The 20579-nt window shown below is 35.7% G+C and carries 24 protein-coding genes; 8 read left to right on the top strand and 16 right to left on the bottom strand.

From position 1 onward, the window contains the following. Positions 1–44 precede the first annotated feature (44 nt). Positions 45–995 (top strand): hypothetical protein, encoded by a 951-nt coding sequence (locus tag RAH34_RS01640; RefSeq protein WP_306594944.1) that lies wholly within the window; start codon positions 45–47, stop codon positions 993–995. Positions 996–1358: 363 nt separating this feature from the next. Next, the gene (locus RAH34_RS01635; RefSeq protein ID WP_306594943.1) at positions 1359–2468 is read left to right on the top strand and encodes a heparan-alpha-glucosaminide N-acetyltransferase domain-containing protein; all 1110 of its coding nucleotides are present in this window, start codon (positions 1359–1361) and stop codon (positions 2466–2468) included. Between the two features lie 75 nt (positions 2469–2543). Here RAH34_RS01635 and RAH34_RS01630 read toward each other — a convergent pair whose 3' ends face one another. The 5 genes from RAH34_RS01630 to RAH34_RS01610 all read right to left on the bottom strand — a co-directional run bounded on the left by RAH34_RS01630 (position 2544) and on the right by RAH34_RS01610 (position 6372). Next, positions 2544–2897: a cupin domain-containing protein gene (locus RAH34_RS01630; RefSeq protein WP_306594942.1), complete on the bottom strand. Its 354-nt coding sequence runs from the start codon at positions 2895–2897 to the stop codon at positions 2544–2546. Positions 2898–2916: 19 nt separating this feature from the next. Continuing rightward, positions 2917–3336: a DoxX family membrane protein gene (locus RAH34_RS01625; protein ID WP_306594941.1), complete on the bottom strand. Its 420-nt coding sequence runs from the start codon at positions 3334–3336 to the stop codon at positions 2917–2919. Positions 3337–3501: 165 nt separating this feature from the next. Further along, complete coding sequence (locus RAH34_RS01620; protein ID WP_306594940.1) at positions 3502–4293, bottom strand: AraC family transcriptional regulator; 792 nt, start codon at positions 4291–4293, stop codon at positions 3502–3504. 191 nt (positions 4294–4484) lie between these two features. Further along, positions 4485–5252 carry a GLPGLI family protein gene (locus RAH34_RS01615; RefSeq protein WP_306594939.1) on the bottom strand — a complete coding sequence of 256 codons (768 nt, stop codon included), beginning with the start codon at positions 5250–5252 and terminating at the stop codon, positions 4485–4487. A 544-nt stretch (positions 5253–5796) separates the two neighbouring features. Then, a complete protein-coding gene (locus RAH34_RS01610) occupies positions 5797–6372 on the bottom strand; it encodes a hypothetical protein (RefSeq protein ID WP_306594938.1) in 576 nt (191 codons plus the stop codon). Positions 6373–6455: 83 nt separating this feature from the next. Between RAH34_RS01610 and RAH34_RS01605 the strand changes: the two genes are divergently transcribed. Then, positions 6456–6968 (top strand): thioredoxin family protein, encoded by a 513-nt coding sequence (locus tag RAH34_RS01605; protein ID WP_114822604.1) that lies wholly within the window; start codon positions 6456–6458, stop codon positions 6966–6968. A 37-nt stretch (positions 6969–7005) separates the two neighbouring features. Here RAH34_RS01605 and RAH34_RS01600 read toward each other — a convergent pair whose 3' ends face one another. From RAH34_RS01600 to RAH34_RS01575, 6 genes are all read right to left on the bottom strand, one after another. Then, positions 7006–7635 (bottom strand): hypothetical protein, encoded by a 630-nt coding sequence (locus RAH34_RS01600; protein WP_306594937.1) that lies wholly within the window; start codon positions 7633–7635, stop codon positions 7006–7008. Positions 7636–7759: 124 nt separating this feature from the next. Next, entirely contained in the window at positions 7760–8362 is a 603-nt protein-coding gene (locus tag RAH34_RS01595; RefSeq protein ID WP_306594936.1) for a hypothetical protein, read from the bottom strand. Positions 8363–8493: 131 nt separating this feature from the next. After that, a complete protein-coding gene (locus RAH34_RS01590; RefSeq protein ID WP_047434374.1) occupies positions 8494–8889 on the bottom strand; it encodes a hypothetical protein in 396 nt (131 codons plus the stop codon). 51 nt (positions 8890–8940) lie between these two features. Then, positions 8941–9072: a hypothetical protein gene (locus tag RAH34_RS01585; RefSeq protein WP_306594935.1), complete on the bottom strand. Its 132-nt coding sequence runs from the start codon at positions 9070–9072 to the stop codon at positions 8941–8943. An 82-nt stretch (positions 9073–9154) separates the two neighbouring features. Next, complete coding sequence (locus tag RAH34_RS01580) at positions 9155–9511, bottom strand: hypothetical protein (RefSeq protein ID WP_105681162.1); 357 nt, start codon at positions 9509–9511, stop codon at positions 9155–9157. A gap of 11 nt (positions 9512–9522) precedes the next feature. Next, entirely contained in the window at positions 9523–9687 is a 165-nt protein-coding gene (locus RAH34_RS01575; RefSeq protein WP_306594934.1) for a hypothetical protein, read from the bottom strand. Between the two features lie 410 nt (positions 9688–10097). On the opposite strand from RAH34_RS01575, the gene RAH34_RS01570 reads away from it, so the two are divergent. The 5 genes from RAH34_RS01570 (at position 10098) to RAH34_RS01550 (ending at position 14413) form a co-directional block, all read left to right on the top strand. Continuing rightward, a complete protein-coding gene (locus RAH34_RS01570) occupies positions 10098–11111 on the top strand; it encodes a nucleoid-associated protein (protein ID WP_079242853.1) in 1014 nt (337 codons plus the stop codon). A gap of 133 nt (positions 11112–11244) precedes the next feature. Beyond that, on the top strand, positions 11245–12135 hold the full coding sequence (locus RAH34_RS01565; protein WP_306594933.1) for a hypothetical protein: 891 nt from the start codon (positions 11245–11247) through the stop codon (positions 12133–12135). A gap of 290 nt (positions 12136–12425) precedes the next feature. Further along, entirely contained in the window at positions 12426–12632 is a 207-nt protein-coding gene (locus tag RAH34_RS01560; protein WP_306594932.1) for a hypothetical protein, read from the top strand. 68 nt (positions 12633–12700) lie between these two features. Next, positions 12701–13555, top strand: coding sequence for a GLPGLI family protein (locus tag RAH34_RS01555; protein ID WP_306594931.1), 855 nt, complete (start codon positions 12701–12703; stop codon positions 13553–13555). Between the two features lie 84 nt (positions 13556–13639). Further along, a complete protein-coding gene (locus RAH34_RS01550) occupies positions 13640–14413 on the top strand; it encodes a cyclase family protein (RefSeq protein ID WP_306594930.1) in 774 nt (257 codons plus the stop codon). A gap of 90 nt (positions 14414–14503) precedes the next feature. Here RAH34_RS01550 and RAH34_RS01545 read toward each other — a convergent pair whose 3' ends face one another. Genes RAH34_RS01545 through RAH34_RS01525 form a run of 5 tightly spaced genes read right to left on the bottom strand, consistent with a single transcriptional unit; the run spans position 14504 to position 20488 of the window. Next, positions 14504–15256 (bottom strand): succinate dehydrogenase/fumarate reductase iron-sulfur subunit, encoded by a 753-nt coding sequence (locus RAH34_RS01545; RefSeq protein ID WP_114822598.1) that lies wholly within the window; start codon positions 15254–15256, stop codon positions 14504–14506. Between the two features lie 12 nt (positions 15257–15268). Next, positions 15269–17185, bottom strand: a complete 1917-nt coding sequence (locus RAH34_RS01540; RefSeq protein ID WP_306594929.1) for a fumarate reductase/succinate dehydrogenase flavoprotein subunit — start codon at positions 17183–17185, stop codon at positions 15269–15271. Positions 17186–17196: 11 nt separating this feature from the next. Beyond that, positions 17197–17853, bottom strand: coding sequence for a succinate dehydrogenase cytochrome b subunit (locus RAH34_RS01535; protein ID WP_306594928.1), 657 nt, complete (start codon positions 17851–17853; stop codon positions 17197–17199). A 16-nt stretch (positions 17854–17869) separates the two neighbouring features. Beyond that, positions 17870–19300, bottom strand: a complete 1431-nt coding sequence (locus tag RAH34_RS01530; RefSeq protein WP_079242846.1) for an anion permease — start codon at positions 19298–19300, stop codon at positions 17870–17872. A gap of 21 nt (positions 19301–19321) precedes the next feature. Continuing rightward, the gene (locus RAH34_RS01525) at positions 19322–20488 is read right to left on the bottom strand and encodes a porin (RefSeq protein WP_114822594.1); all 1167 of its coding nucleotides are present in this window, start codon (positions 20486–20488) and stop codon (positions 19322–19324) included. Between the last annotated feature and the right edge of the window lie 91 nt (positions 20489–20579).

Raw genomic sequence — 20579 nt, 5'->3', positions numbered from 1 at the left:
ACCGTGCTTTATAGAATTTTAACCGTTAAATAATTTTAATACTAATGGAAAAAAAGATTTCATTATCTGCTATTGCAATATTTATTTTGTTGTTTATAGTAAGTTCGTCAGTAAATCTGACAGCACAAAAGGGAAGTCCTGCAATAGATTTTTCAGGATATAAAACACTCAAAGTGAAACCCAGTGAAGCTGATCCTTCGGTAAAGAATTGGGACAGTGCACATATTGTATTTTATAACAAGGCCATTAAAAATAATAAGGTATTGTTGTGGCTTACCGGAACCGGCGGTTCAACTGATCATTTTCCTCAAAGTTTTTTTAAAACCGCATTGGATCAGGGATATAGAATCATAGCCCTCTCATTTATGAGCATGCCTGGAGTTTCACAGGTTTGTAAAGGAGATTATTTGAGTCAAAATGTTGATTGTGCTGCAGAATTCCGTAGAAAACGTATTTATGGGGATAATACTTTTCTGCCCATTCCGGATCAGTATCAGGATGCCATTATCCCTCGCCTGACAAAACTTTTGCAGTATTTGTCGAAAAATGATAAAGAAGGTGTATGGTCTCAGTATCTTGATCAGAACACGGGTAAACCTGTCTGGAGCAAGATTGCCATCGCTGGCCAATCACAGGGAGGAGGAATGGCAGAATTTATTGCCCAGCATGAATCTGTAGCGAGAGTTCTCAGCTTTTCAGGAGGATGGGATTACAGCGATTCAAAAACAAGAAAAATTGCAGGCTGGTATTCTCAAAAACTGATGACGCCATCCCAAAATGTTTTTGCGACCTATCATATGAAAGAAGTGGCCGCAGCAGAGCTGGCAGAAATTTGTAAAACATTACATATCCCTGCGGAAAATGTTTTTGCTTTAGATCAGCCTATTGGTCAGCAACCAAATAAGGCTGCTCATGGCAATCCCTATCATGTGGAGGGTATTAAAAATCCGGTGTATCAATCTATCTGGATCAAAATGCTTGGTTCGGGACTGTAATCTTTAATAGTTATTTAGTGATGATGATACTATCAATACAAAGTTGGTGATCAGAATTATCATAATTAGGTGAAGCTCTTCCTTCCGGAAGAGTTTTTTACTTAAAAGATCAAAAGGATCAACTGTTCCATTTTCATACGGTCCGGGCTCTTGAACCGATGAAAAATACTGATCGTAATTGTTTTGTAATTATGGAGTAAATGTTTAAGTATTACTATTTTATGAAAATTTACTGAGATATTATAAAAAGTGGTTTTAATTTGTATATTTGATTTTTATTTAGAATAAATAAAAATATAGTATAAAAAGTATAATAAATGAATATAATTTTATCCATCTAATCCACAATCTCCACTAAAAACTATGGAACAACAAAACAAAAGAATCCTTACTCTGGATGTAATAAAAGGGATAAGTGTCATCGGAATGATCATTATCCATACCTTATTGGTGTATGCCAATATAAAATCACAATATGAAACAGTTCTCGGCAGCTTTATTGTATTTCTTGGAAGAGGAACTTCCATTTTCCTGATCTGTATGGGAATCACCTTTATGACTTCCAGCCATCAAAGTCTTACAAGTGCTTTAAAGCGAGGTGTTTTATTGGTTTTTGCCGGTCTTTTTATGAACTTTATGAAATTTATGATCCCTGTGATTTTTAATTTTGCTCCCGATAATTTTATGCAAAAATACGGATGGCATGCGCCTATAGAGCAGCAGTATGTGTATCTGGTGCAGTTAGGTGATATTTTACAGCTGGCGGGAATGTCTTTATTGTTCGTCGGATTTATCAGAGAATATGTGAAAAATAAATACATTATGCTGGCAATAGGTTTATTCGTTGCATTGATCTCCCGAGAGGTAAGCGGGCTTAATCTTGATTATCCTGTGATCAATTATGTTCTGGATCTTCTTTTCAATACCGATTACCCTGCCTATGTCTATTTCCCTGTTTTCCCGTGGATGGCCTTTATCATCATCGGAATGTTTTTCGGGAAATGGTTTCAGGAACTGAACTATGATATCCAACAGATATTTAGAAATATGCTTTACGTAGGACTGTTGTTCATTGCCATCGGGGCACCACTGGTTTTTATGTATGGAGATTATAACTACAATGGTTTTTATCATATGGGTCCTGGAGGTGTTATTTATTTTGCAGGCTGGACTTTGCTGTTTTTATGGCTGATCAATACCATTACTGCCAATATGAAAGAAAATGGTTTTATGCGTGTCTTAAAATACTGCAGTAAAAATTTAACTTCAATGTACATGATCCAATGGATTCTGATCTCCTGGGGAAAAGGAATTTTCGGATACAGACAACATGAAATCGGATATGTATCTGTCCTTATCATCTTATATATTATTCTGACCTTTTCAGTACAGACTGTAGTGGATATTATAAGAAAGAAAAAAACACTAATAGACTTCAGGTCAATATCACCTGATAAAACAGTTTTAAAATAAATCCAACCCTATTTTTTTGAATTATAAGAAACCACAGTAAAAACTTTTTTACTGTGGTTTTATATAGTCATCAGCCTACAGTATTTCCACTTCTTCCGGTACAATAAAAAGAATCGTACAGCCCTGTTCTGATTTCACAGAATGTTTAAAATTTGGAGGGGTGTATAAATAATCACCACTTTCAAGTCGTGCTCCTGCAATCGTTGCATCACCTTCCATAATAAACAATTCTTCTCCTGCAGGATGATTGTGGTAAGGATAGCTGGTTCCCGGTTCAAATTTTAAAAGAATACTGGTAGAACGATTTTTTTCAGGATCAAATTTCAAAGATTTTACAAAAATCCCTTCATAATGAATCCCTTTTTCAATTAAAGGCTGCCATTCTTTCTGTTCTGTTTTTACGATGTAATCGTGGATGTTGGTGTTCATGATATCTGAATTTTAATTATTATTGATGTAAAAACTGGTCTACACTCCATTCGTAACGGGAAAACGTACTCAGAAGAAATGCTCCGGCACTGAATGCGAAGACTGAATAGTCCAGAGATTCTTTAATTCCAAAAGAAATGCTCATGGCTAAAGCAAAAAATAAAGTGAGCACAGAGGCGTACCTTGCTGTTCTTTTTATCTGAAAACCCAGAAGAAGCAGAATGCCGATTGACAGTTCAGCAATGGTGGATAATACAGCAATAATGACTGCCCATGATGATGGCAAAAATGAATTGGTTTCAGCAGTATAATCAACAAAATTTTTCCAACCGGAAGATTGTGCTCCCCAAAGATTCAGTCTGCTTGCCACTGCAGATAAAAATCCGGTAGCCAAAGCAATTCTCAATAAAAAAACGGCGGCATCCTGTTGCGTTTTCATACGTATAATTTTTAAGTTTTAATTACAGTACAAAGTTCAGCGAAAGCCATCGTCTAAAGAATAGACAATTCCGGAAAAAGAATGTAATATGTGAGGGAAGAGGTAAGCTGGAGGATGGGACTTAATAAGAGGCTGTAAGTTTTTTTCTTCAGCTAAAACTTTTTTTTACATTTCCTTTACCACCTTCTGATAATCTTTAGGAGATCGTGAAGTATGTTTTTTAAAGAAGTTTGAAAAATAGAAGGGATCATTGAAACCAAGTTGGTAAGCAATTTCTTTTACGGTCAGTTTTTCATAGAGTAAAAGTCTTTTGGCTTCAGAAATGATCAGGCTATAGATCACATTCTGAGCCGTTTTGTTGGTGTGAAGTTTTGAAACTTCATTCAGTTTGGCTTCAGTAGTTCCGAGAAGATCAGCAAAATGGGAGACCTGAAAATTGTCTTGAAAATGATCTCTTACCCTTTCAAGGAATTTTAAAAATAAAGCGTCGGGTTTCCAGATTTCATCACCATTGGCGATTTTACTGCGGTTGATTTCTACCAATAGCAATTCAACCATAGAATGCATAGAGATCAGATACTGGTAAGGCTGTTCCTGGATTTCTTTTTCAATAGCATTCAGCGTTTCAGTAAAAAATGCAGCATGTTGTACAGTGATCATTTCATTCATTCCAAAATGACAGAAAAGTCCGTTGTGGAAAATAAGCTCAATATCACTATCGTTTTTACAGAAGAAATCCAGCGTGAATTCCAATGCAGTCAATTCACCTTCTACTGATTTTAACTGATGAAACTGTCCTGAAGTAATGGTTACAACTTGCCCAGCTTCCAGGGTGAAAATATTTTCATCAATCAGAATTTCTGCATTTCCGGACTGGCACCAGAATAAGGTGTATCTGATGACCCGTCGCGGTTCAGGATATCCTGCCTGGTTGGAGTATTTTCTTATTTTAATCATTTCAGATCTGTTAAAAGGTGAATATCAAATTGATGTAACTGGATGGAACAAAACGGATATTGTAGAAATCCTTTTGATGAAGCTACAACTGTAATTATAGGTACACAGCTCACTCATAATGCTAGCTATAATGATGTATAGAAATAATGAGTAAAAAATAAAATACCTGAATTTACAGGTGTTTTATTTTTTTATTCTAAAGAATTGTTATATTTCCTTTTATTGTCCTCAATCATTTTTCTATACTCAGGGTTATTAATTTTACCTTGATACGGGTCATTCATATATTCTTTTCTCTTTGTTATAAATTGATCTTTGGATACTATTAACCCTTTTTTTTGCTCAATGGGTAAACTCGTTTTATTTATTGATATAAGTTCAAAACCTATATAATTATTCACCTCATTGATCTTTAATATTAATCCAGGAAGTCCCCTAAATTTGTATGGACCATCACTTATTGGAATATCATAAGTAAACCAAGCTATAAACTTTTTTTCTCCTACACTTACAACTGCTTTATTACATTTATAGCCGCCAATAGTAGAAGTGCTTTTATTATCAATTTGCCAGTCAAGTTTATCAGGACTCTCATAGGTGTAATAATTTCTCCCTAAATAATTTGATATATAGGTTTTGTTTTCATCCTTATATACATTATGCTTTACCTTAGATTTCGGAAGAGAGCCGGGATCAACAATATTTCCGGTCTTCATTGCATCTTCCAGTTTTTTCCCAAAACCATCCACTGCAGCCTTATAATTTTCACTATAATATATAGATTTTTTGCCATTAGTGAGTAATACCATAGGCTCATTAATTGTAGATAATTTATCCAAAGTATCTTGTACAAAAGTATATTTATACTTTACTTCGATTTCCGAATAACCTTTTTTTTCTTGACCTCTCACATAGTTAAAACAAAGAAATAACAAAAAAATTCTAAAAAGTGGTTTCATAGGTACTCAAAATATTATAATTAAATAGGCTGTTAAAAGACAGCCTATTATTTTTTTCATTACGTCATTGGATTTTCATAACTTGAATGTCCACAATCTTGATTGTTATACATTTCCCATTCGTTGTACAGGCAATCACTTGAATCAAATTCAGAATCAAAAACTGTTTGATAAGTAGTTCCACAAATAGTTTTGATAGTCACCAAGTACCTTGTAAAGGCTGCAATTTGCTATTTTTCCTTTTTTGACTCTAATTTGTTAGAAGTACTTTCTTTAGCACAAACAAGTCCAGCAACCATAAATGCTGAAAGTAATAATACTTTTTTCATAATTATATTTTTTTAAATATTTAACAATTTAAATATAAAATTATTTTTCTAATCACCAAATGTGGAAAACCGTAAGGATATTAAAAAGATTTTAAGTCTTGTTTAGAGCTTCTTTAAATACTCTTTAAAATAAAACTATATCTAATGAAAATTCGGCGGGTATAGTAATATTTTTTATACTTTTGGTTTTGCCGATTATATTGAACAGATAAATTTTAGTTTGATTTTTTATTATCAATTTTTTCTAACTGCTTTTTAACTGCATTGATATTTTCTTCCGTAAGTTTCCCATAACCCAGTTCTTTGATTTGGTTTAATTGTATTTTTGATATTTCATCTTGCTTATCTTTATTTTTTAATAACTGATCCCGCAGCGAAATATAATACTGAGTAGAGTATACTTCATCTTTTAAAAATTCTGAAATATTTTTATTTTTTCCAACACAGCCTTGAGTATATTTCATAATCAAAGGATTGGCGGAATAAAATGTATAGATATCTAAAAATCTTTTATCATTTCTTTTAAATAGTTCCTGAGCAGCATAAACCCTTAAAGAATTGCTACCATTCATTGTAAAATAATAGAGTTCATCATTACTGGCTATTTTGGCAACTTTTTTAAATTGACTATAAATTTTGCTTTTTTCACCTCCAACTCCAATATTAGGAGACTCTGCATATGAGACATTGTCTAAAGGCTGTGCCAGTTTTTTTACTGTTTCAGAGATCTGAGCATTAGATATTGTAAGACTAAACGTGAATAGAAAACAGTAAAAATATTTATATCTCATTATTTATAAAATAATTAAAGTTAAATAAAATAACTGAACGATTAAATACTTAAATTCGTGTAAGTTTTAAATAAAAATTCAGAATGAAATACTCTAAAATTATTATCGTTGTAACCCTGTTACTGTTCCAGTTGGGAGCAGCACAGGAAAAAGCAGATGTTGTCTTAAATAAGGCTTTCACAGAAGCTAAAGCAGGTAAGAAAAATGTTTTACTGATGTTCCATGCTTCATGGTGCAAGTGGTGCAAGACCATGGAAAAAAATATGGATCTTCCTGAAACCAAACCTATTTTTGATAAAAGATTTGTCACGGCATATGTAGACGTTCAGGAAAGAGGGGATAAGAAAAGCCTTGAAAACCCTGGCGGACAGAAGCTGATGAATAAATATAAAGGCGAAAATGCAGGACTTCCTTTCTGGGTGATTCTGAATCCAAAAGGAGAAGTATTGGCAGATTCTTTTGATGCTAAAGGCGAAAATCTGGGATCGCCAGCCACACCGGAAGAGGTAAATACTTTTATTGCCAAGCTTGGAAAAGCCTCAAAACTAAGTAATGAAGAGTCACAGATTATAGAGAAAGTCTTTGTAAAGAAATAAAAAATAAAATCCCGGGAATATTACCTGGGATTTATTTTTATAATGAAGGTACCTGAAGTTTGTTATCCTTCCATACTTCTTTGATAGAATCATTGGTTTCTATTCTTTCTGGAATAAATTTTTTGTCGATTTCATCAAATGCTTTTACATACGATTTAAAATCACCCACATTGAATTTTTCATAGTATTCAATCTCTTCATTGGAAAAAAGGAATTCGCAATTTTTTTGCGTTTTCATATGCTTATACAGTTCATAATATTTAATTTTATTCATAATCTTTCCCCGTATATTGCTTAATGCCATATCCTGAGCTGTAACCACGCATCCCATTTTCTGATAATACATCAAGGTGAACTTAGAATAATAACGATATAAATCTACAATCCTTTTGTCATTTCTATCTGTAAGAGAGGATATTGCATTGATTCTTATGAAAGTACTTCCGGTAACTGCCAAATAAAACAGTTCATCGTTGGTTGCTGCTTTATCAATCTCGTTATACATTTGGGATAATTTGGAATGCTTGTCTGTATCATAATCCTCTTTAATCGTTAAGTCAAAATATTCTTTATCGATAGGGTCGATGAGTTGTTTTAGCTGGCCAGCAATCTGGGCATTCATTAAGTGTAGTGAAAACAGAAAGAGTAGTGAAAATTTTATTTTCATGGTATGGTTTTTCACTAAACGATCTTTGACATATATTATTATAGAAGGTTTATCAATGAAGACTTCCCGGATCTGAATAAGACAGGAAGTTTTTTAGTTTAATAAGTAAGAAATGAGAATGTAACTAGAATTCTTTATAAGAATATTCGATATTGGTCCATAAAACCTGATCTCCTGTTTTGATCATTTCAGAAGGAGTGGAAAATATATTGACAAAAATATTTTCGTATTGGGTGGCTCCAAAATGAGCACTTTTGGTAATCAATAGGGCGTCATTGTCATCTCGGGGAACTTTTTTAACGTATCTGTACGTTCTTTTTAAAGTGAATGAAGAGTTGTCTTTATGGAAATCACCAATGTAAGTGGGCTTACTATTGTTATTTTCTTTGACCATTACAGAGTCATTCGAGATGGTAAAACTGTAAGTAAAATCTGTAGTTGAGGTTTCTGATACTAACTTGATGGTCTTGTTTTTAAGATCAAGGGTTATTTTTTCCCAGGCAGGTTCCTGGTACAGACTCCAATACTTGTTGAGATAAGATTCATCCGGAGTAGATTTTTCTCCTTTTGCCCCCTGATACAACACTGTATTTATTACAGCATAGCTTTTAAATTGAAACTGGTAAACATTTTTATCAACAGGTCTCGGATCATCAATTATATTATCATTGTTTTCACACGAGATGAGTGACAATGTCATTATCAGGGCATAAAAAGAGTATTTCATGGTATATTTTATAAAAAAAAGTTTCACCTCTACTAGTGAAACGAAATAGAGTAGAAGTTATAATTGAGCAAAGGTAAAAATAAAAGGTGAAAAGGTAAACGTGTATTTACCTTTTCGCCTTTTGACTTAATTTATTTCCCAAAATACATCTGATCCTGCTTCTGCTGCTCATTATAAATGATCTGGAAGCTTACAGGCATATATTGGTAAAGAAGTTTCCAATGCTGGATTTTGGCATGTTTTTTAAAACTTTCGAAAGATCTTACAAAAAGGTTTTCAATCATGGTTCTTACATATGAATTCCCGTTTCTGTAGATCCAGTCCATCAGCTTGATATGATGGGCAATGATATTGATCTTAGATTCCTGCAACAGGTTCTTCAGATAATTCACGGTAGCCTGCATAACCCCAGCGAAATTGTCCTGTACAGACAACTGTGTGATCTCATTGCGAAGTGGCGGATAGAAAAATTTTAAGTATTCAACAGCTATTTTTTGATTAATAGTTTGCATTTGTACTTTCATCATAATTAAGAATTTTTCAAACACTTTGTATTGCAGCGAAATGTATACCAAAATTTAAAGACAGGCTGCAAAAATAAATACTCCTACGATCACTGCAATGTGAGTAAGTAATATCTCTGCATTGTGTCTGTTAGTCGTTGTTGTCCAGGTTTTCCAGTCTGAAATTCTTCTGATCTTGTTTTTCATAATCTATTGATTGTGAGTTATTTTAAATTTTGTTTAATTTAAACACTTTGTAATGAAACGGATAAAAAATGTAATAAAACCGTTAAATGCCGTGACTGTAAATTTGTCTCGAATATACCTTCTGAAGGTTGGCAGAAATGTGACTAAAAATCACTTTTCTGTATTCCTCACTGCAGAAAGCGGTACAATTGTCCAGAGAATAGATAAAAGTAGTCTCAATAGCATTCTTTAATACTGTATCTCCGTCAGTATAAATTTTGTCCATTTTTTGTAAACTTCTGAACAGCAGATTTCTGTCATTCTGGCGGATCATATTTTTAATACGTTCTGTAAATGTCCGGATAATGCTGTATGAGTTTTGAATTTTAATTTCTTTTACTTCTTTTTCAAAGTCGGGAACCACATCGGTGATTTCCTTTACGGCTTGTAAATAGTTCATCGTATTATATTTTAAAGGTGATTGTGTTCAAGCATTTTGATGATAGCACCAAAGATGAAAATGGTTAAAAAAGCGATAAAAAGCATATGATAAGGCTTAACCCACTTTGGAGTCACTGGTCCTCTGCTTTTTAATCTTCTGAGCTTGTCAATTCTGTTTAATGTTTTTAAGTCCATTTTTCTATGTTTTCAAATCATGATGCCAATGATATTCCGTTGAAAATGGGATTTAATTAAGATGTTGATATATAGTCTGTTGTGATTTTGTAGTTGAATTTTTAAATCAAAAAAGCCTGTCAAAATGATAAGGTTTTTATCAATTTGGAAATGAAAGACAAAACCTTATGTTACCTCCCATCACAAATGAGCGGCTGAGAATTCCCTTTCTTCAAAGATCAAATAATTTAGTTTTGTCATTCTGACGAAGGAAGAATCTTATTGAAATTCAATTCTATGAGATTCTTCACTACATTTCATTTCATTCAGAATGACAGAGGATAGTCAAAAGAGAGGAGTATAAAATGACATTTTTTAAGTTTCGCAGTAAGGATAAGAATGAATATCTTTGCAGTCCAAATATTCAGAAAATGTTTTCAAAAATAATAGTACACAGAGTCGGAAATAAGATCAACGGAGATTCGCTGACACTTTCCCAGGAAGAATTGAAGCTGGAAGAAGGAATGGCAGAAATGCTTGAAGACTACTTTTTAGGTTCTTTTAAATCGGAAGAAACCTTCCATTTTTACAGTGACACTTATCTGGTGAATAATCCGGTGTACAGTGCTGTATCAGAAATTTTTGATGACAAAGCAAAATTCATCTGGGAATCTGAGAATATTGCAAAACATCTTTTCGAAGCGGCAGAAAATCCAAGAGTTCAGAGTGGGGAACTTTTCATTGTTCTTTTTGAGGATGAAAGCGACCGTCCGGATAAAGTGGATAAAATCGGGATTTTTAAAACAGAAAAGAGAGAATCTTTCCTGAAAATTAACCCTGCTGAAGAAACATTTGATATTGAAAAAGATCAGGGAATCGGGTTATCTAAAATTGATAAAGCGGCTTTGATCTACAACAATAATAAAGAAACAGGATATGTACTTTCTGTGGTTGACAACAACAAAAACGGAGATATGTATTACTGGTTCGAAGATTTCCTGAAAGTAAAACAGCGTGATGATGAATATTTCCACACGCAGGAAGCTTTGATGGTGTATAAAGACTATATCACAAAACAGCTTCCTCAGGAATTTGAAGTTTCCAAAGCAGATCAGGCAGATTTCCTGAATAAGTCTATCAATTTCTTCAAAGAAAAAGAAGAATTTAAGCTGGATGAATTTGCCAGTGAAGTATTGGGCGACGAACATGTGATTGAAAGTTTTGTAAACTTTAAAACAGATTACGAACAGGACATGCAGGTGAATATTGCTGAAGAATTCCCGATCAGTGAAGCAGCGGTAAAAAAGACGCAGAGACACTTTAAAAGCATTATTAAACTAGACAAAAACTTCCACATCTACATCCACGGAGACCGACAAAAAATCGAGATGGGTGAGGATGACAAAGGAAAATATTACAGACTTTATTTCGAAAAAGAGGTATAAAAAGAAGTCTCCCATTCCATTATAATATCATAACTTTATTCCTGATTACAAAATAACAGTTATGAAATTGATGATCATTTTTTGGGGCGCTTTTCTCTTTTTTTTCTGTGTTCCTTTTCCAATTTTCATTTACATGATGACGGAGGAGCTGGCAACAGAACCGAGAAATTCAGTAGCGGTAAGCTATGGATTTCTCGGTTTTTCTTTGTTAGTATGGGGATATGTGATTATTTTCTTTATCAATAAGCTTTTCATTACAACTTTTAAAGAGAAGAATACCATTCAGTCCATTTTGCGGAACGGAATTCCAAGAGAAGCTAAAATTATTGATTATAAACTTCTGAAATACATTCCTAAGAAAAACATGAATCTCATTCAGGTCGGGCTTTCATTTCCCAATCTCAGCAATACGGTGATAGAACATGAAATGATGTTTCATGATTCCAGACCGCAGGAGAAAAGATTTGATGTAGGAAATAAAATCAAAGTTTTACTCAATCCCAACGTATCACGGGAGCCTTACTTTATTCTAAGTGATCAGAAAGTAGGATTCAATGCATCAGGAATGATTTTACGAATCGTATTTCTTGTATTATTAATTGCTTATGTTATTGGCTTATACTCTTATTTCTATTGGAGAGAATCTTTTGATTTCGGCTGGAGATTTATGACATTTATGCACCCGATTATTTTCAGCGGGGTAATGACCATTATTTATGTCTTGGTTTTTCAGCTTATTTTCAGTAAGTTTTTTAAAAATAAAAAAGAAGAGCGCATCCTCTTTTCAGGAAGAAATGCTGAAGCTCATATTATCAGTGTAAGCCAGACAGGCCTTACAGTGAACGATCAGCCACAAATCATGTTTCAGGTAAGTTTTAAAGATTTCAGAGGGACTGAACATATTGCTGTTTATAAGAAAGTTGTCAGTCTTTTAAAGCTTTCTTCTATTCCTAAGCAAGGAACTATTGAGATCATTTATGACGAAAACGATCCAAAGAAGATAATGATTCCTAAAGGAGTTTAAGGAAAAGATAACAAAGCAAAAGGATAATGATGCATCAAAATAATTAAACTTTTCATATAAAAATCTCTGTTTGAAATTAATTATTTAACATATTAAAAAATAACAAAAAGCAGTTTTTTCATCAATGGTTTTTTGGTTAAGTAATGTGATTAAATAAAATCAATTTTATCCAAAAAAATTTAATTGAAAAATATGTTTTCACCATATAATCAAATGATTAACATAATAAAAAACATTCTATAGGTTTGAGTTAGTTCTATATATTTAAGAACTAATTAAAAAACATATTTATGAAAAAATTTAAAAAATTGACTCGTGAAGATCTTAAAATTGTAAAAGCTGGTGAGGTTTGGATTGCAATTACCAAATGTGGTTTTACAGCAACAACTACTCAAGATTGGACCGCTGAACAAGCAAATGCTTGGGTAGATGAAATTGAAAAAAATTACTGTAAAACTCCTGTTTATTCGGGGTCGGATGCTCAACATTTGGCATAAAACAAATTGAGCATTTATAGTAGGAATTATCCTGTTATAAGTGTATTTATAGATTAATCATACCTCTTATGAATTACCATAAAAAAATATTTCAACTTTTAATAGTATTATACAGTGTCCTATATTATGCCCAATCATACAGAGAGGATAGCTTGAGAGGTGAGTTCACGTATCGATTAAGAGCTAAGTTCGATAAACGAAGCGATAATCGATATGAAGAACTATTCACCTTACGAGTGGGAATTAAACGTGCATTTTTTGCAAGTACTATATCATTGAAGGGAGATTCGGTAATGGAAAATTCAAGGGTTACGACAAAAAATTATGATGGAAGCATTACTCTTAGTTACAAGGAAGAGGCAGTTATTCCCAAAACAAATTTCAACTTTACAATTATACAATCAAATGAAGATATAGAGTATTTTGATTCTGCTTTCACGTCATTACTTATGTATAAAGAACCTGTAATAAAGAATTGGAAGCTTATGGATGAAACCAAAGTAATCAATACAATTATTTGTAAGAAGGCAGAAGTTACTTTTAAAGGACGACACTGGATTGCATGGTATTCTACTGAAATTCATTTGCTTTATGGTCCGATGAAATTTAATGGACTACCAGGACTAATTATTAAAATAACAGATGATAGAGGTGATTATGACTTTGAACTTGTAAAGTCCGTGCCTACTTCTAAATTGAAAGGTAAATTAGTTAATATTAAGAAAAGTCGATATATTGGAGCTACAGAAACTACACAAGCGAAGTTGAAACAGGCGCAAAGAAATATTCAAACTAATGTTACTGGTGTACTTGCAAGTTACGGAACAACCATTATACAAGGTCAAGAAATAATAAGGCAAAGACAAAAAGAACGAGAAGAAAATAAAAAATACGAAAATCCATTAGAATTAGAAAAAGATTAGTCATTAGCTAATCTTTTTTTCGTTTGCTAATATCTATTCGTCTTTTTACGTTATTCCCTATCTTTGCCTCCTTACCTAAATCATATGAAAACAACACTTGTCGATTTAACAAAACCGATTCAGTATAATGCAGGAGACCCATGGTTCATGAGGGTGAAAATCAAACATAAAGCCCATAGAAAATCACATTGGTTGATTCGTTTGGCGTTGAGGCTTCCGTCAAGGCTTTTTCCTAAAAACTGGACAGGCTGGGCAGATGATACGATTAAAAATATGGGACTTCATGCCACCACTCATATTGATGCGCCATGGCATTATGGACCTGTTGTAGAGGGGAAACCTGCTAAAACGATAGATCAGATTCCGCTGGAGTGGTGCTATGGAGACGGAATTGTGATCGACTGTACTCATAAAGAAGATTTTGTTGCCATTACCATTGATGATCTGAAAAAAGATCTTGATAAAAACGGAATTACCATACAGGAAGGAAATATCGTTCTGATCAGAACCGATCGTGATAAAATGATGGGCACTCCGGATTTCGTAGAAAAAGGAACGGGAATGAGTAAAGAAGCTACAGAATGGCTGATTGACCAGGGCGTGAAAGTAATGGGAATCGACCAATGGGGCTGGGATCTTCCACTGAAATATATGGCTCAGAAAGCTAAAGAACTTAATGATCCCGAATTCTTCTGGGAAGGGCACCGTGTAGGAATTGAAAAAGAATATCTGCATATCGAACAGCTTACAAATCTAAGTGCATTGCCTCCATCTGGATTTAAAATCTGTGTGTTTCCACTTAAAATTGTGGGTGGTTCTGCAGCTCCGGTAAGAGTGGTAGCGATGATGGATGCATAGAGAGCAAAAATTATCTCTAACAAAAATAAAAAGGACGAATTTGAATCTTCAAATTCGTCCTTTTACATGTATCATCTTTATTTTCTCAGGTTAATTCTTCTTCCTGAAAAATAAAGCTCTGTTATACTCAAAATTCATTCTGGCGATATTCAGCACAGAAATTCCTTGTGGGCATTCCACTTCACAGGCTTCTGTATTGGAGCAGTGCCCGAATAATTCCGTATCCATTTGGGCCACCATATCCAGCACTCTTTTGCTTCGTTCTTCTTTTCCCTGAGGAAGAAGCGCCATGTGAGTAATTTTTGCAGAGGTAAACAAAGCTGCACTTCCGTTTTTACAGGTGGCAACACAAGCTCCACATCCGATACAAGCTGCAGAATCAAAAGCCTCTTCAGCCGTCTGGTGAGTCACCGGAATAGCCGTAGCATCAGGTGCCTGGCCTGTATTGACTGATACAAAACCTCCTGAAGATATAATTCTGTCAAAAGCGGAGCGGTCTACCTTTAAATCTTTTTTCACCGGAAATGCTCCGGCCCGGAATGGCTCTATCAGAATCGTTTCTCCATCTTTAAAGGACCTTAAGTGAAGTTGGCAGGTGGTTGTATTTTTCAAAGGACCATGGGCAATACCGTTAATCATCATCCCGCATTGTCCGCAGATCCCTTCACGGCAGTCATGATCAAATTCTACAGGCTCATCCCCTTCAATGATCAGTTTTTCATTCAGGGTATCCAGCATTTCTAAGAAAGACATATGGGAATTTAATCCTTTCAGGTCATAGCTCACAAGCTTTCCTTCACTTTTTCTGTCTTTCTGTCTCCATATCTTAAGATGTAAATCCATAATTTTTGCATTTTATTTGTAACTTCTTACCGTTGGCTGAATCTCTTCAAAGATCAGAGGTTCCTTTATCAGTTCAGGTTCTCCGTTTTCACCTTTCCATGCCCAGGCAGAAATAAATTGGTATTCCGCATCATTTCTCATGGCTTCTCCATCCTGAGTCTGGAATTCTTCTCTGAAGTGAGCTCCACAGGATTCATTACGGGTTAAGGCATCGTAGCACATCAGTTCTCCGATTTCAAAATAATCAGCTACGCGGCCTGCTTTTTCCAGTTCTGTATTCATTTTATCTCCCTGTCCGGAAACTCTTACGTCTTTGTAGAATTCCTGTTTCAGTTTTCGGATTTCCTGAATGGCATATTTCAACCCTTCTTCATTTCTTGCCAGTCCGCAATAATCATAGAGGAGCTTTCCTAATGTTTTGTGGAAATAATCAACAGTTTTGGTTCCTTTAATATTGATGAAATTGTTGATCTGATCTTTAACAGCTTTTTCAGCTTGTTCAAATTCAGGAGTATCCGGCGAAATTTTTCCGGTGTGAATTTCATCCGCCAGATAATTGGCAATGGTGTAAGGGGCGATGAAATATCCGTCTACAGACGCCTGTAAAAGAGAGTTGGCTCCTAATCTGTTGGCTCCGTGATCGGCAAAATTAGCTTCACCCAACGCAAACAATCCCGGAACAGTAGTCATCAACTCGTAATCTACCCAAAGTCCACCCATTGAAAAGTGGGCAGAAGGAGAGATCATCATAGGTTCTTTATACGCATCATATCCTGTTATTTTAAGATACATATCGAATAAGTTTCCATATTTTTCTTTAATCTTATCTTTTCCCTGTTCCTGTATTGCTTTGGAAAAATCAAGATATACTGCATTTTTTAAAGGTCCGATTCCGAAACCTGCATCAATTCTTTCCTTGGCGGCACGTGAAGAAATATCCCTTGGGGCAAGGTTTCCGAAAGCAGGATATCTTCTTTCAAGATAATAATCCCTTTCATTTTCCGGAATGTCATTGGGTTGTCTTGTTTCCCCTTCTTTTAAAGGAACCCAGATTCTTCCGTCATTACGCAATGATTCAGACATTAAGGTCAGTTTTGACTGATAATCTCCGGACTGTGGAAGGGAAGTAGGGTGTACCTGAATCCAGCTTGGGGAAGCCATTAAAGCACCTTTTTTATGGGCTCTCCAGATTGCAGAACCGTTACATCCCATCGCAAGGGTAGACAGATAATAGATTTTTCCGTAACCTCCCGTTGCCAATATTACAGCGTGTGCTGCATGTCTTTCAATATCTCCCGTATCTAAATTCCTTACGATAATTCCTCTGGCTTTCCCATCAACAGTAACCAGATCCAGCATTTCATGTCTTGAAAATAATTGTACAGAACCTTTTCCGACCTGTCGCATTAAAGCCTGATAGGCACCAAGAAGAAGCTGCTGTCCCGTCTGTCCTCTCGCATAGAAAGTACGGCTTACCTGAACTCCTCCGAAGGATCGGTTGTTCAGATATCCACCATATTCCCTCCCGAAAGGTACACCTTGTGCTACAGCCTGATCGATGAGGTTCAGAGAACACTCTGCCATTCTGTAGACATTGGCTTCACGGGCTCTGAAGTCTCCTCCTTTTAAGGTATCTACAAACATTCTGTAGACACTGTCACCATCGTTTTTATAGTTTTTGGCGGCATTCACACCTCCCTGTGCTGCCACAGAGTGCGCTCTTCTCGGGCTGTCCTGGAAACAGAATGACTTCACATTATATCCCATTTCTCCCAAAGAAGCTGCGATTGAGCTTCCTGCTAATCCTGTTCCTACCACAATCACATCCAGCTTTTTACGGTTGGCAGGGTTTACGAGTCTTGCTTTCTTTTTATAATTTTCCCATTTATGTTCTAATGGGCCTTGTGGTATTTTTGAATCTAAAATCATAATCGTTCCTTTTAATGATAAGTAAAGAATACATACACCGGCATCAATGCAAAACCTACACAGATAATGATTGAATAGGCAATCCCGATAGTTTTAAACCATTGTACAAACTTAGGATGATATAACCCCAGAGTTCTTACCGCACTGTGTATCCCATGAATCAGGTGATAGCATAAAGCGATCATTGATACAACATAAATGATAACGTACCACCATTCTTTAAAAACATTCACTACCAGAATGTAGAGGTCTTTATTTCCGTTTTCATCCAAAGGAGGATTTCCGAATTTGTAGATATACCAGAAGTTCTGGAAATGGATCACCAGGAAAATAAGGATTAATGTTCCTAGGATTCCCATATTTCTGGAAGCCCATGTGCTGGCTCTTCCACGTCTGTCCGTTTGATAGCCGCCTCCTGACTTTTTATTTTTTAAAGTAATAATAAGCCCGTCTACAGCATGCAGAATGATACTGGCATACAAAACGTAAGAAACTATTTTGATAATGATATTTCCTGATAAAAAATGCGAATAGGCATTAAATTGCAGGTGTGCCTGTTCTTGTGGAAGAAAAAGCTGAAGATTTCCAAGGAAATGAATCAACAGGAAGAATCCCAAAAAGAGTCCTGTAAGGCACATCAGCATTTTTCTTGACAGTGTTGATAACATATTTTTGATTTAATGATTAATAATATCCTAAGACTTTCATCCACAATCCTCCTACAACCATATAGATGATTAACAGAACGATTCCTATTTCAAGACCTCTTACCCACCAGGCTTTCAGGTCAACATATCCACTTCCGAAGAATACCGGAGCCGGACCGTGACCATAATGAGTAAGTACCCCATAAATAGAACCCATAAAACCTAGCATCATGGCTAATAACATTGGAGGAATTCCCAAAGAAACACCTACACCCAGCAAGGCAGCATACATAGCAGCTACGTGAGCGGTAGCACTGGCAAAAATATAGTGACTGAAGAAATACACTATGATGATAACCGGGAAGGCTACCTGCCAGCTCAGACCTCCGATCTGTACTTTGATAAGGTTACTGAACCATCCAATGAAGCCCAGTTCATTTAAAGAACTTGCCATCATCACCAGTACGGCAAACCAAACGATCGTATCCCATGCTCCTTTTTCGCCCTTTACATCTTCCCAGGTTAATACTGAAGTCAATAGCAATAATGTTAATCCGATAAATGCTGTTGTAGTAGCATCAATAGAAAGTGCTCCTCCAAATATCCAAAGTGCCAACAGAATGAAGAATGCCAGAAGCATCAACCATTCATTTCTTGAGATAGGTCCCATTTCTTTTAATTTCTGAGCGGCCATTTTCGGAGCATCTCCTGTTTTTTTCAATTCAGGCGGATATAATTTGTACAATACCAAAGGAACGACAAAGAACGCTACTGCACCAGGAATAAAACCAGCTGCAGCCCATGACATCCAGGTAATATCAATACCAAGGTTGGCAGCAAATTTCTGACACATCGGGTTACTGGCTGTCCCGGTAAGGAACATGGAAGAAGCGATGAGGTTCATGTAATAACTGTTCAAAGTCAGGAATGATCCTAATTTTCTGTGGGTTTCCGGTTTTTCAGGAACAGAATCAAAGCTTATCGCCATAGATTTCATGATCGGGTAGATAATTCCACCGCCTCTTGCGGTATTACTTGGAATAGCAGGTGCCAGACAAACATCGGCCAATCCTAATCCGTAAGCCAGTCCCAGTGAGCTTTTTCCAAAAACTCTGATGAATAAAAAGGCGATACGGTTTCCCAGCCCTGTTTTGATAAATCCTCTGGCAATAAAGAATGAAATCCCGATCAGCCAGATTACTTTATCTCCAAAACCGGACAGCGCTTTAGTAATGGATTTTCCTGCGTCTCCAGGAGCAACTACCTGGGTAAGGGCTGTAAATCCAATAGCCATCATACACATCGTACCCATTGGTGCTGCTTTAAGTATGATTCCTAAAATGGTTGCCGCAAAGATGGCAAACAGATGCCAGGCATTCTCTGCAACACCTTCCGGAGCAGGAATGAACCATATGATTAACGCAACAACAAATGTGATCGCTACGTTTTTGATATTAATTTCTTTCATGATACTAACTATTTAAGCGTTTTAGAACCTACTCTGTACCTGTACAATGAATAGATTGTTATTGTATTGTGATGTGTTTTCTACCTGATATTTGTAGCGGTCAAACTGTACGCCCAGCTGAATTCTTGCGCCGTAATTTTTCAGAAATTCCAATCCGAACATCGGAGTGATTGTTTGTCTTGGGTTGGAAGCCATTCTGAAATTGGTGTCAAGGTATTCGTAACGGCAGGATAATTCGAAGGCGCTGAGATTTTTGTGGTTGATCTCATATCTTAGATTCGGAAGAAAATAAGCACCACGGATCAGATATTGGTCTGGATTATCAGGACGTAATTCAGGCGCAATGGAATTGTAGAGAACGTGGTTGGTTGCCTGTTTGGCTTCCAGCTGCATATCAAGACTCCATTTTGGATCAAACTCGATCAGAGAACTCAAATCTACGCCGAGAGCATATACTTTTTTGCTGAAAACCTCTCCGGTACCTCCATTCAGACCTACATTAAAATGGTATTTTTTTGATAATCCGAAAACCAGACGAGTAGAATACTGTTTTCCGTTGTCATTATCATTGATCTGGTTTTTTCCGTTCCCATTCACCACTGAAACAGCATATTGGAAAGGAACTTCTCCCAGCTGAAGCTGTCCTGTGGCAGACATCCCGATCTGGAAACTTGTCCAGCCCAGTTTTCCGAATTCAGTGTACTGATTGGACCAGTCTAAAGACTTAATAATATCAATAGGATAAGTTTCTTCAATACCGAACCAAGGTCTGAACTGTCCTACGGTAATTGCTAATTTGGGATTGAAAGTATACTTCAGGTAAGCATTTTCAAGAACTCTGCTTTTAGGATCATTTTTAAAATCGGCAAGGTTAGCCAAAACAACCACTTCCGTACGTTTACTGATCTGTGCCCGAACCTGAACCCTCATGTATTTAAGCATGAAATTATTATCAGTTCCCGAACCGTCGGTATGATGAAGTCCGTTAACATCTACATCTTTACTCATTCCTACAAGATAACGTGCCTGAAAAAGGCCTTTGATCTGCAGCTGCGGATACTTTACATTGTCTTCTTCCTGTGGAGGAGGTGTGGTCTTCAGAGAATCCTGATTTTGCGCATAAGCTGATAACCCACAGGCCAGCATGCACAGGATCAGGCTTTTCTTTTTAATCGAAAAAAAGGCCATATCTATTTTTGTTTTTTTATTGTGAATTCTATTTTACCACAACTGCTTACTGATCCCGTCAAATTTTTGATTTTCAGTATTTTCGTCAAAT

The sequence above is a fragment of the Chryseobacterium sp. WLY505 genome (assembly GCF_030846215.1).
GTDB lineage: Bacteria > Bacteroidota > Bacteroidia > Flavobacteriales > Weeksellaceae > Chryseobacterium.
The sequence above is the reverse complement of the archived record's forward strand: the minus strand, read 5'-3'. Positions and strand labels throughout refer to the sequence as shown.

Bases quoted from the DNA above. Each gene is read 5' to 3' on its own strand.
- RAH34_RS01620 (WP_306594940.1), bottom strand. From the start codon at position 4,293: ATGATTAAAATAAGAAAATACTCCAACCAGGCAGGATATCCTGAACCG.
- RAH34_RS01535 (WP_306594928.1), bottom strand. From the start codon at position 17,853: ATGTTATCAACACTGTCAAGAAAAATGCTGATGTGCCTTACAGGACTC.
- RAH34_RS01525 (WP_114822594.1), bottom strand. From the start codon at position 20,488: ATGGCCTTTTTTTCGATTAAAAAGAAAAGCCTGATCCTGTGCATGCTG.
- RAH34_RS01540 (WP_306594929.1), bottom strand. From the start codon at position 17,185: ATGATTTTAGATTCAAAAATACCACAAGGCCCATTAGAACATAAATGG.
- RAH34_RS01550 (WP_306594930.1), top strand. From the start codon at position 13,640: ATGAAAACAACACTTGTCGATTTAACAAAACCGATTCAGTATAATGCA.
- RAH34_RS01555 (WP_306594931.1), top strand. From the start codon at position 12,701: ATGAATTACCATAAAAAAATATTTCAACTTTTAATAGTATTATACAGT.
- RAH34_RS01635 (WP_306594943.1), top strand. From the start codon at position 1,359: ATGGAACAACAAAACAAAAGAATCCTTACTCTGGATGTAATAAAAGGG.
- RAH34_RS01585 (WP_306594935.1), bottom strand. From the start codon at position 9,072: ATGAAAAACAAGATCAGAAGAATTTCAGACTGGAAAACCTGGACAACA.
- RAH34_RS01615 (WP_306594939.1), bottom strand. From the start codon at position 5,252: ATGAAACCACTTTTTAGAATTTTTTTGTTATTTCTTTGTTTTAACTAT.
- RAH34_RS01595 (WP_306594936.1), bottom strand. From the start codon at position 8,362: ATGAAATACTCTTTTTATGCCCTGATAATGACATTGTCACTCATCTCG.
- RAH34_RS01630 (WP_306594942.1), bottom strand. From the start codon at position 2,897: ATGAACACCAACATCCACGATTACATCGTAAAAACAGAACAGAAAGAA.
- RAH34_RS01640 (WP_306594944.1), top strand. From the start codon at position 45: ATGGAAAAAAAGATTTCATTATCTGCTATTGCAATATTTATTTTGTTG.
- RAH34_RS01580 (WP_105681162.1), bottom strand. From the start codon at position 9,511: ATGAACTATTTACAAGCCGTAAAGGAAATCACCGATGTGGTTCCCGAC.
- RAH34_RS01565 (WP_306594933.1), top strand. From the start codon at position 11,245: ATGATGACGGAGGAGCTGGCAACAGAACCGAGAAATTCAGTAGCGGTA.
- RAH34_RS01605 (WP_114822604.1), top strand. From the start codon at position 6,456: ATGAAATACTCTAAAATTATTATCGTTGTAACCCTGTTACTGTTCCAG.
- RAH34_RS01610 (WP_306594938.1), bottom strand. From the start codon at position 6,372: ATGAGATATAAATATTTTTACTGTTTTCTATTCACGTTTAGTCTTACA.
- RAH34_RS01625 (WP_306594941.1), bottom strand. From the start codon at position 3,336: ATGAAAACGCAACAGGATGCCGCCGTTTTTTTATTGAGAATTGCTTTG.
- RAH34_RS01575 (WP_306594934.1), bottom strand. From the start codon at position 9,687: ATGGACTTAAAAACATTAAACAGAATTGACAAGCTCAGAAGATTAAAA.
- RAH34_RS01570 (WP_079242853.1), top strand. From the start codon at position 10,098: ATGTTTTCAAAAATAATAGTACACAGAGTCGGAAATAAGATCAACGGA.
- RAH34_RS01530 (WP_079242846.1), bottom strand. From the start codon at position 19,300: ATGAAAGAAATTAATATCAAAAACGTAGCGATCACATTTGTTGTTGCG.
- RAH34_RS01590 (WP_047434374.1), bottom strand. From the start codon at position 8,889: ATGATGAAAGTACAAATGCAAACTATTAATCAAAAAATAGCTGTTGAA.
- RAH34_RS01560 (WP_306594932.1), top strand. From the start codon at position 12,426: ATGAAAAAATTTAAAAAATTGACTCGTGAAGATCTTAAAATTGTAAAA.
- RAH34_RS01545 (WP_114822598.1), bottom strand. From the start codon at position 15,256: ATGGATTTACATCTTAAGATATGGAGACAGAAAGACAGAAAAAGTGAA.
- RAH34_RS01600 (WP_306594937.1), bottom strand. From the start codon at position 7,635: ATGAAAATAAAATTTTCACTACTCTTTCTGTTTTCACTACACTTAATG.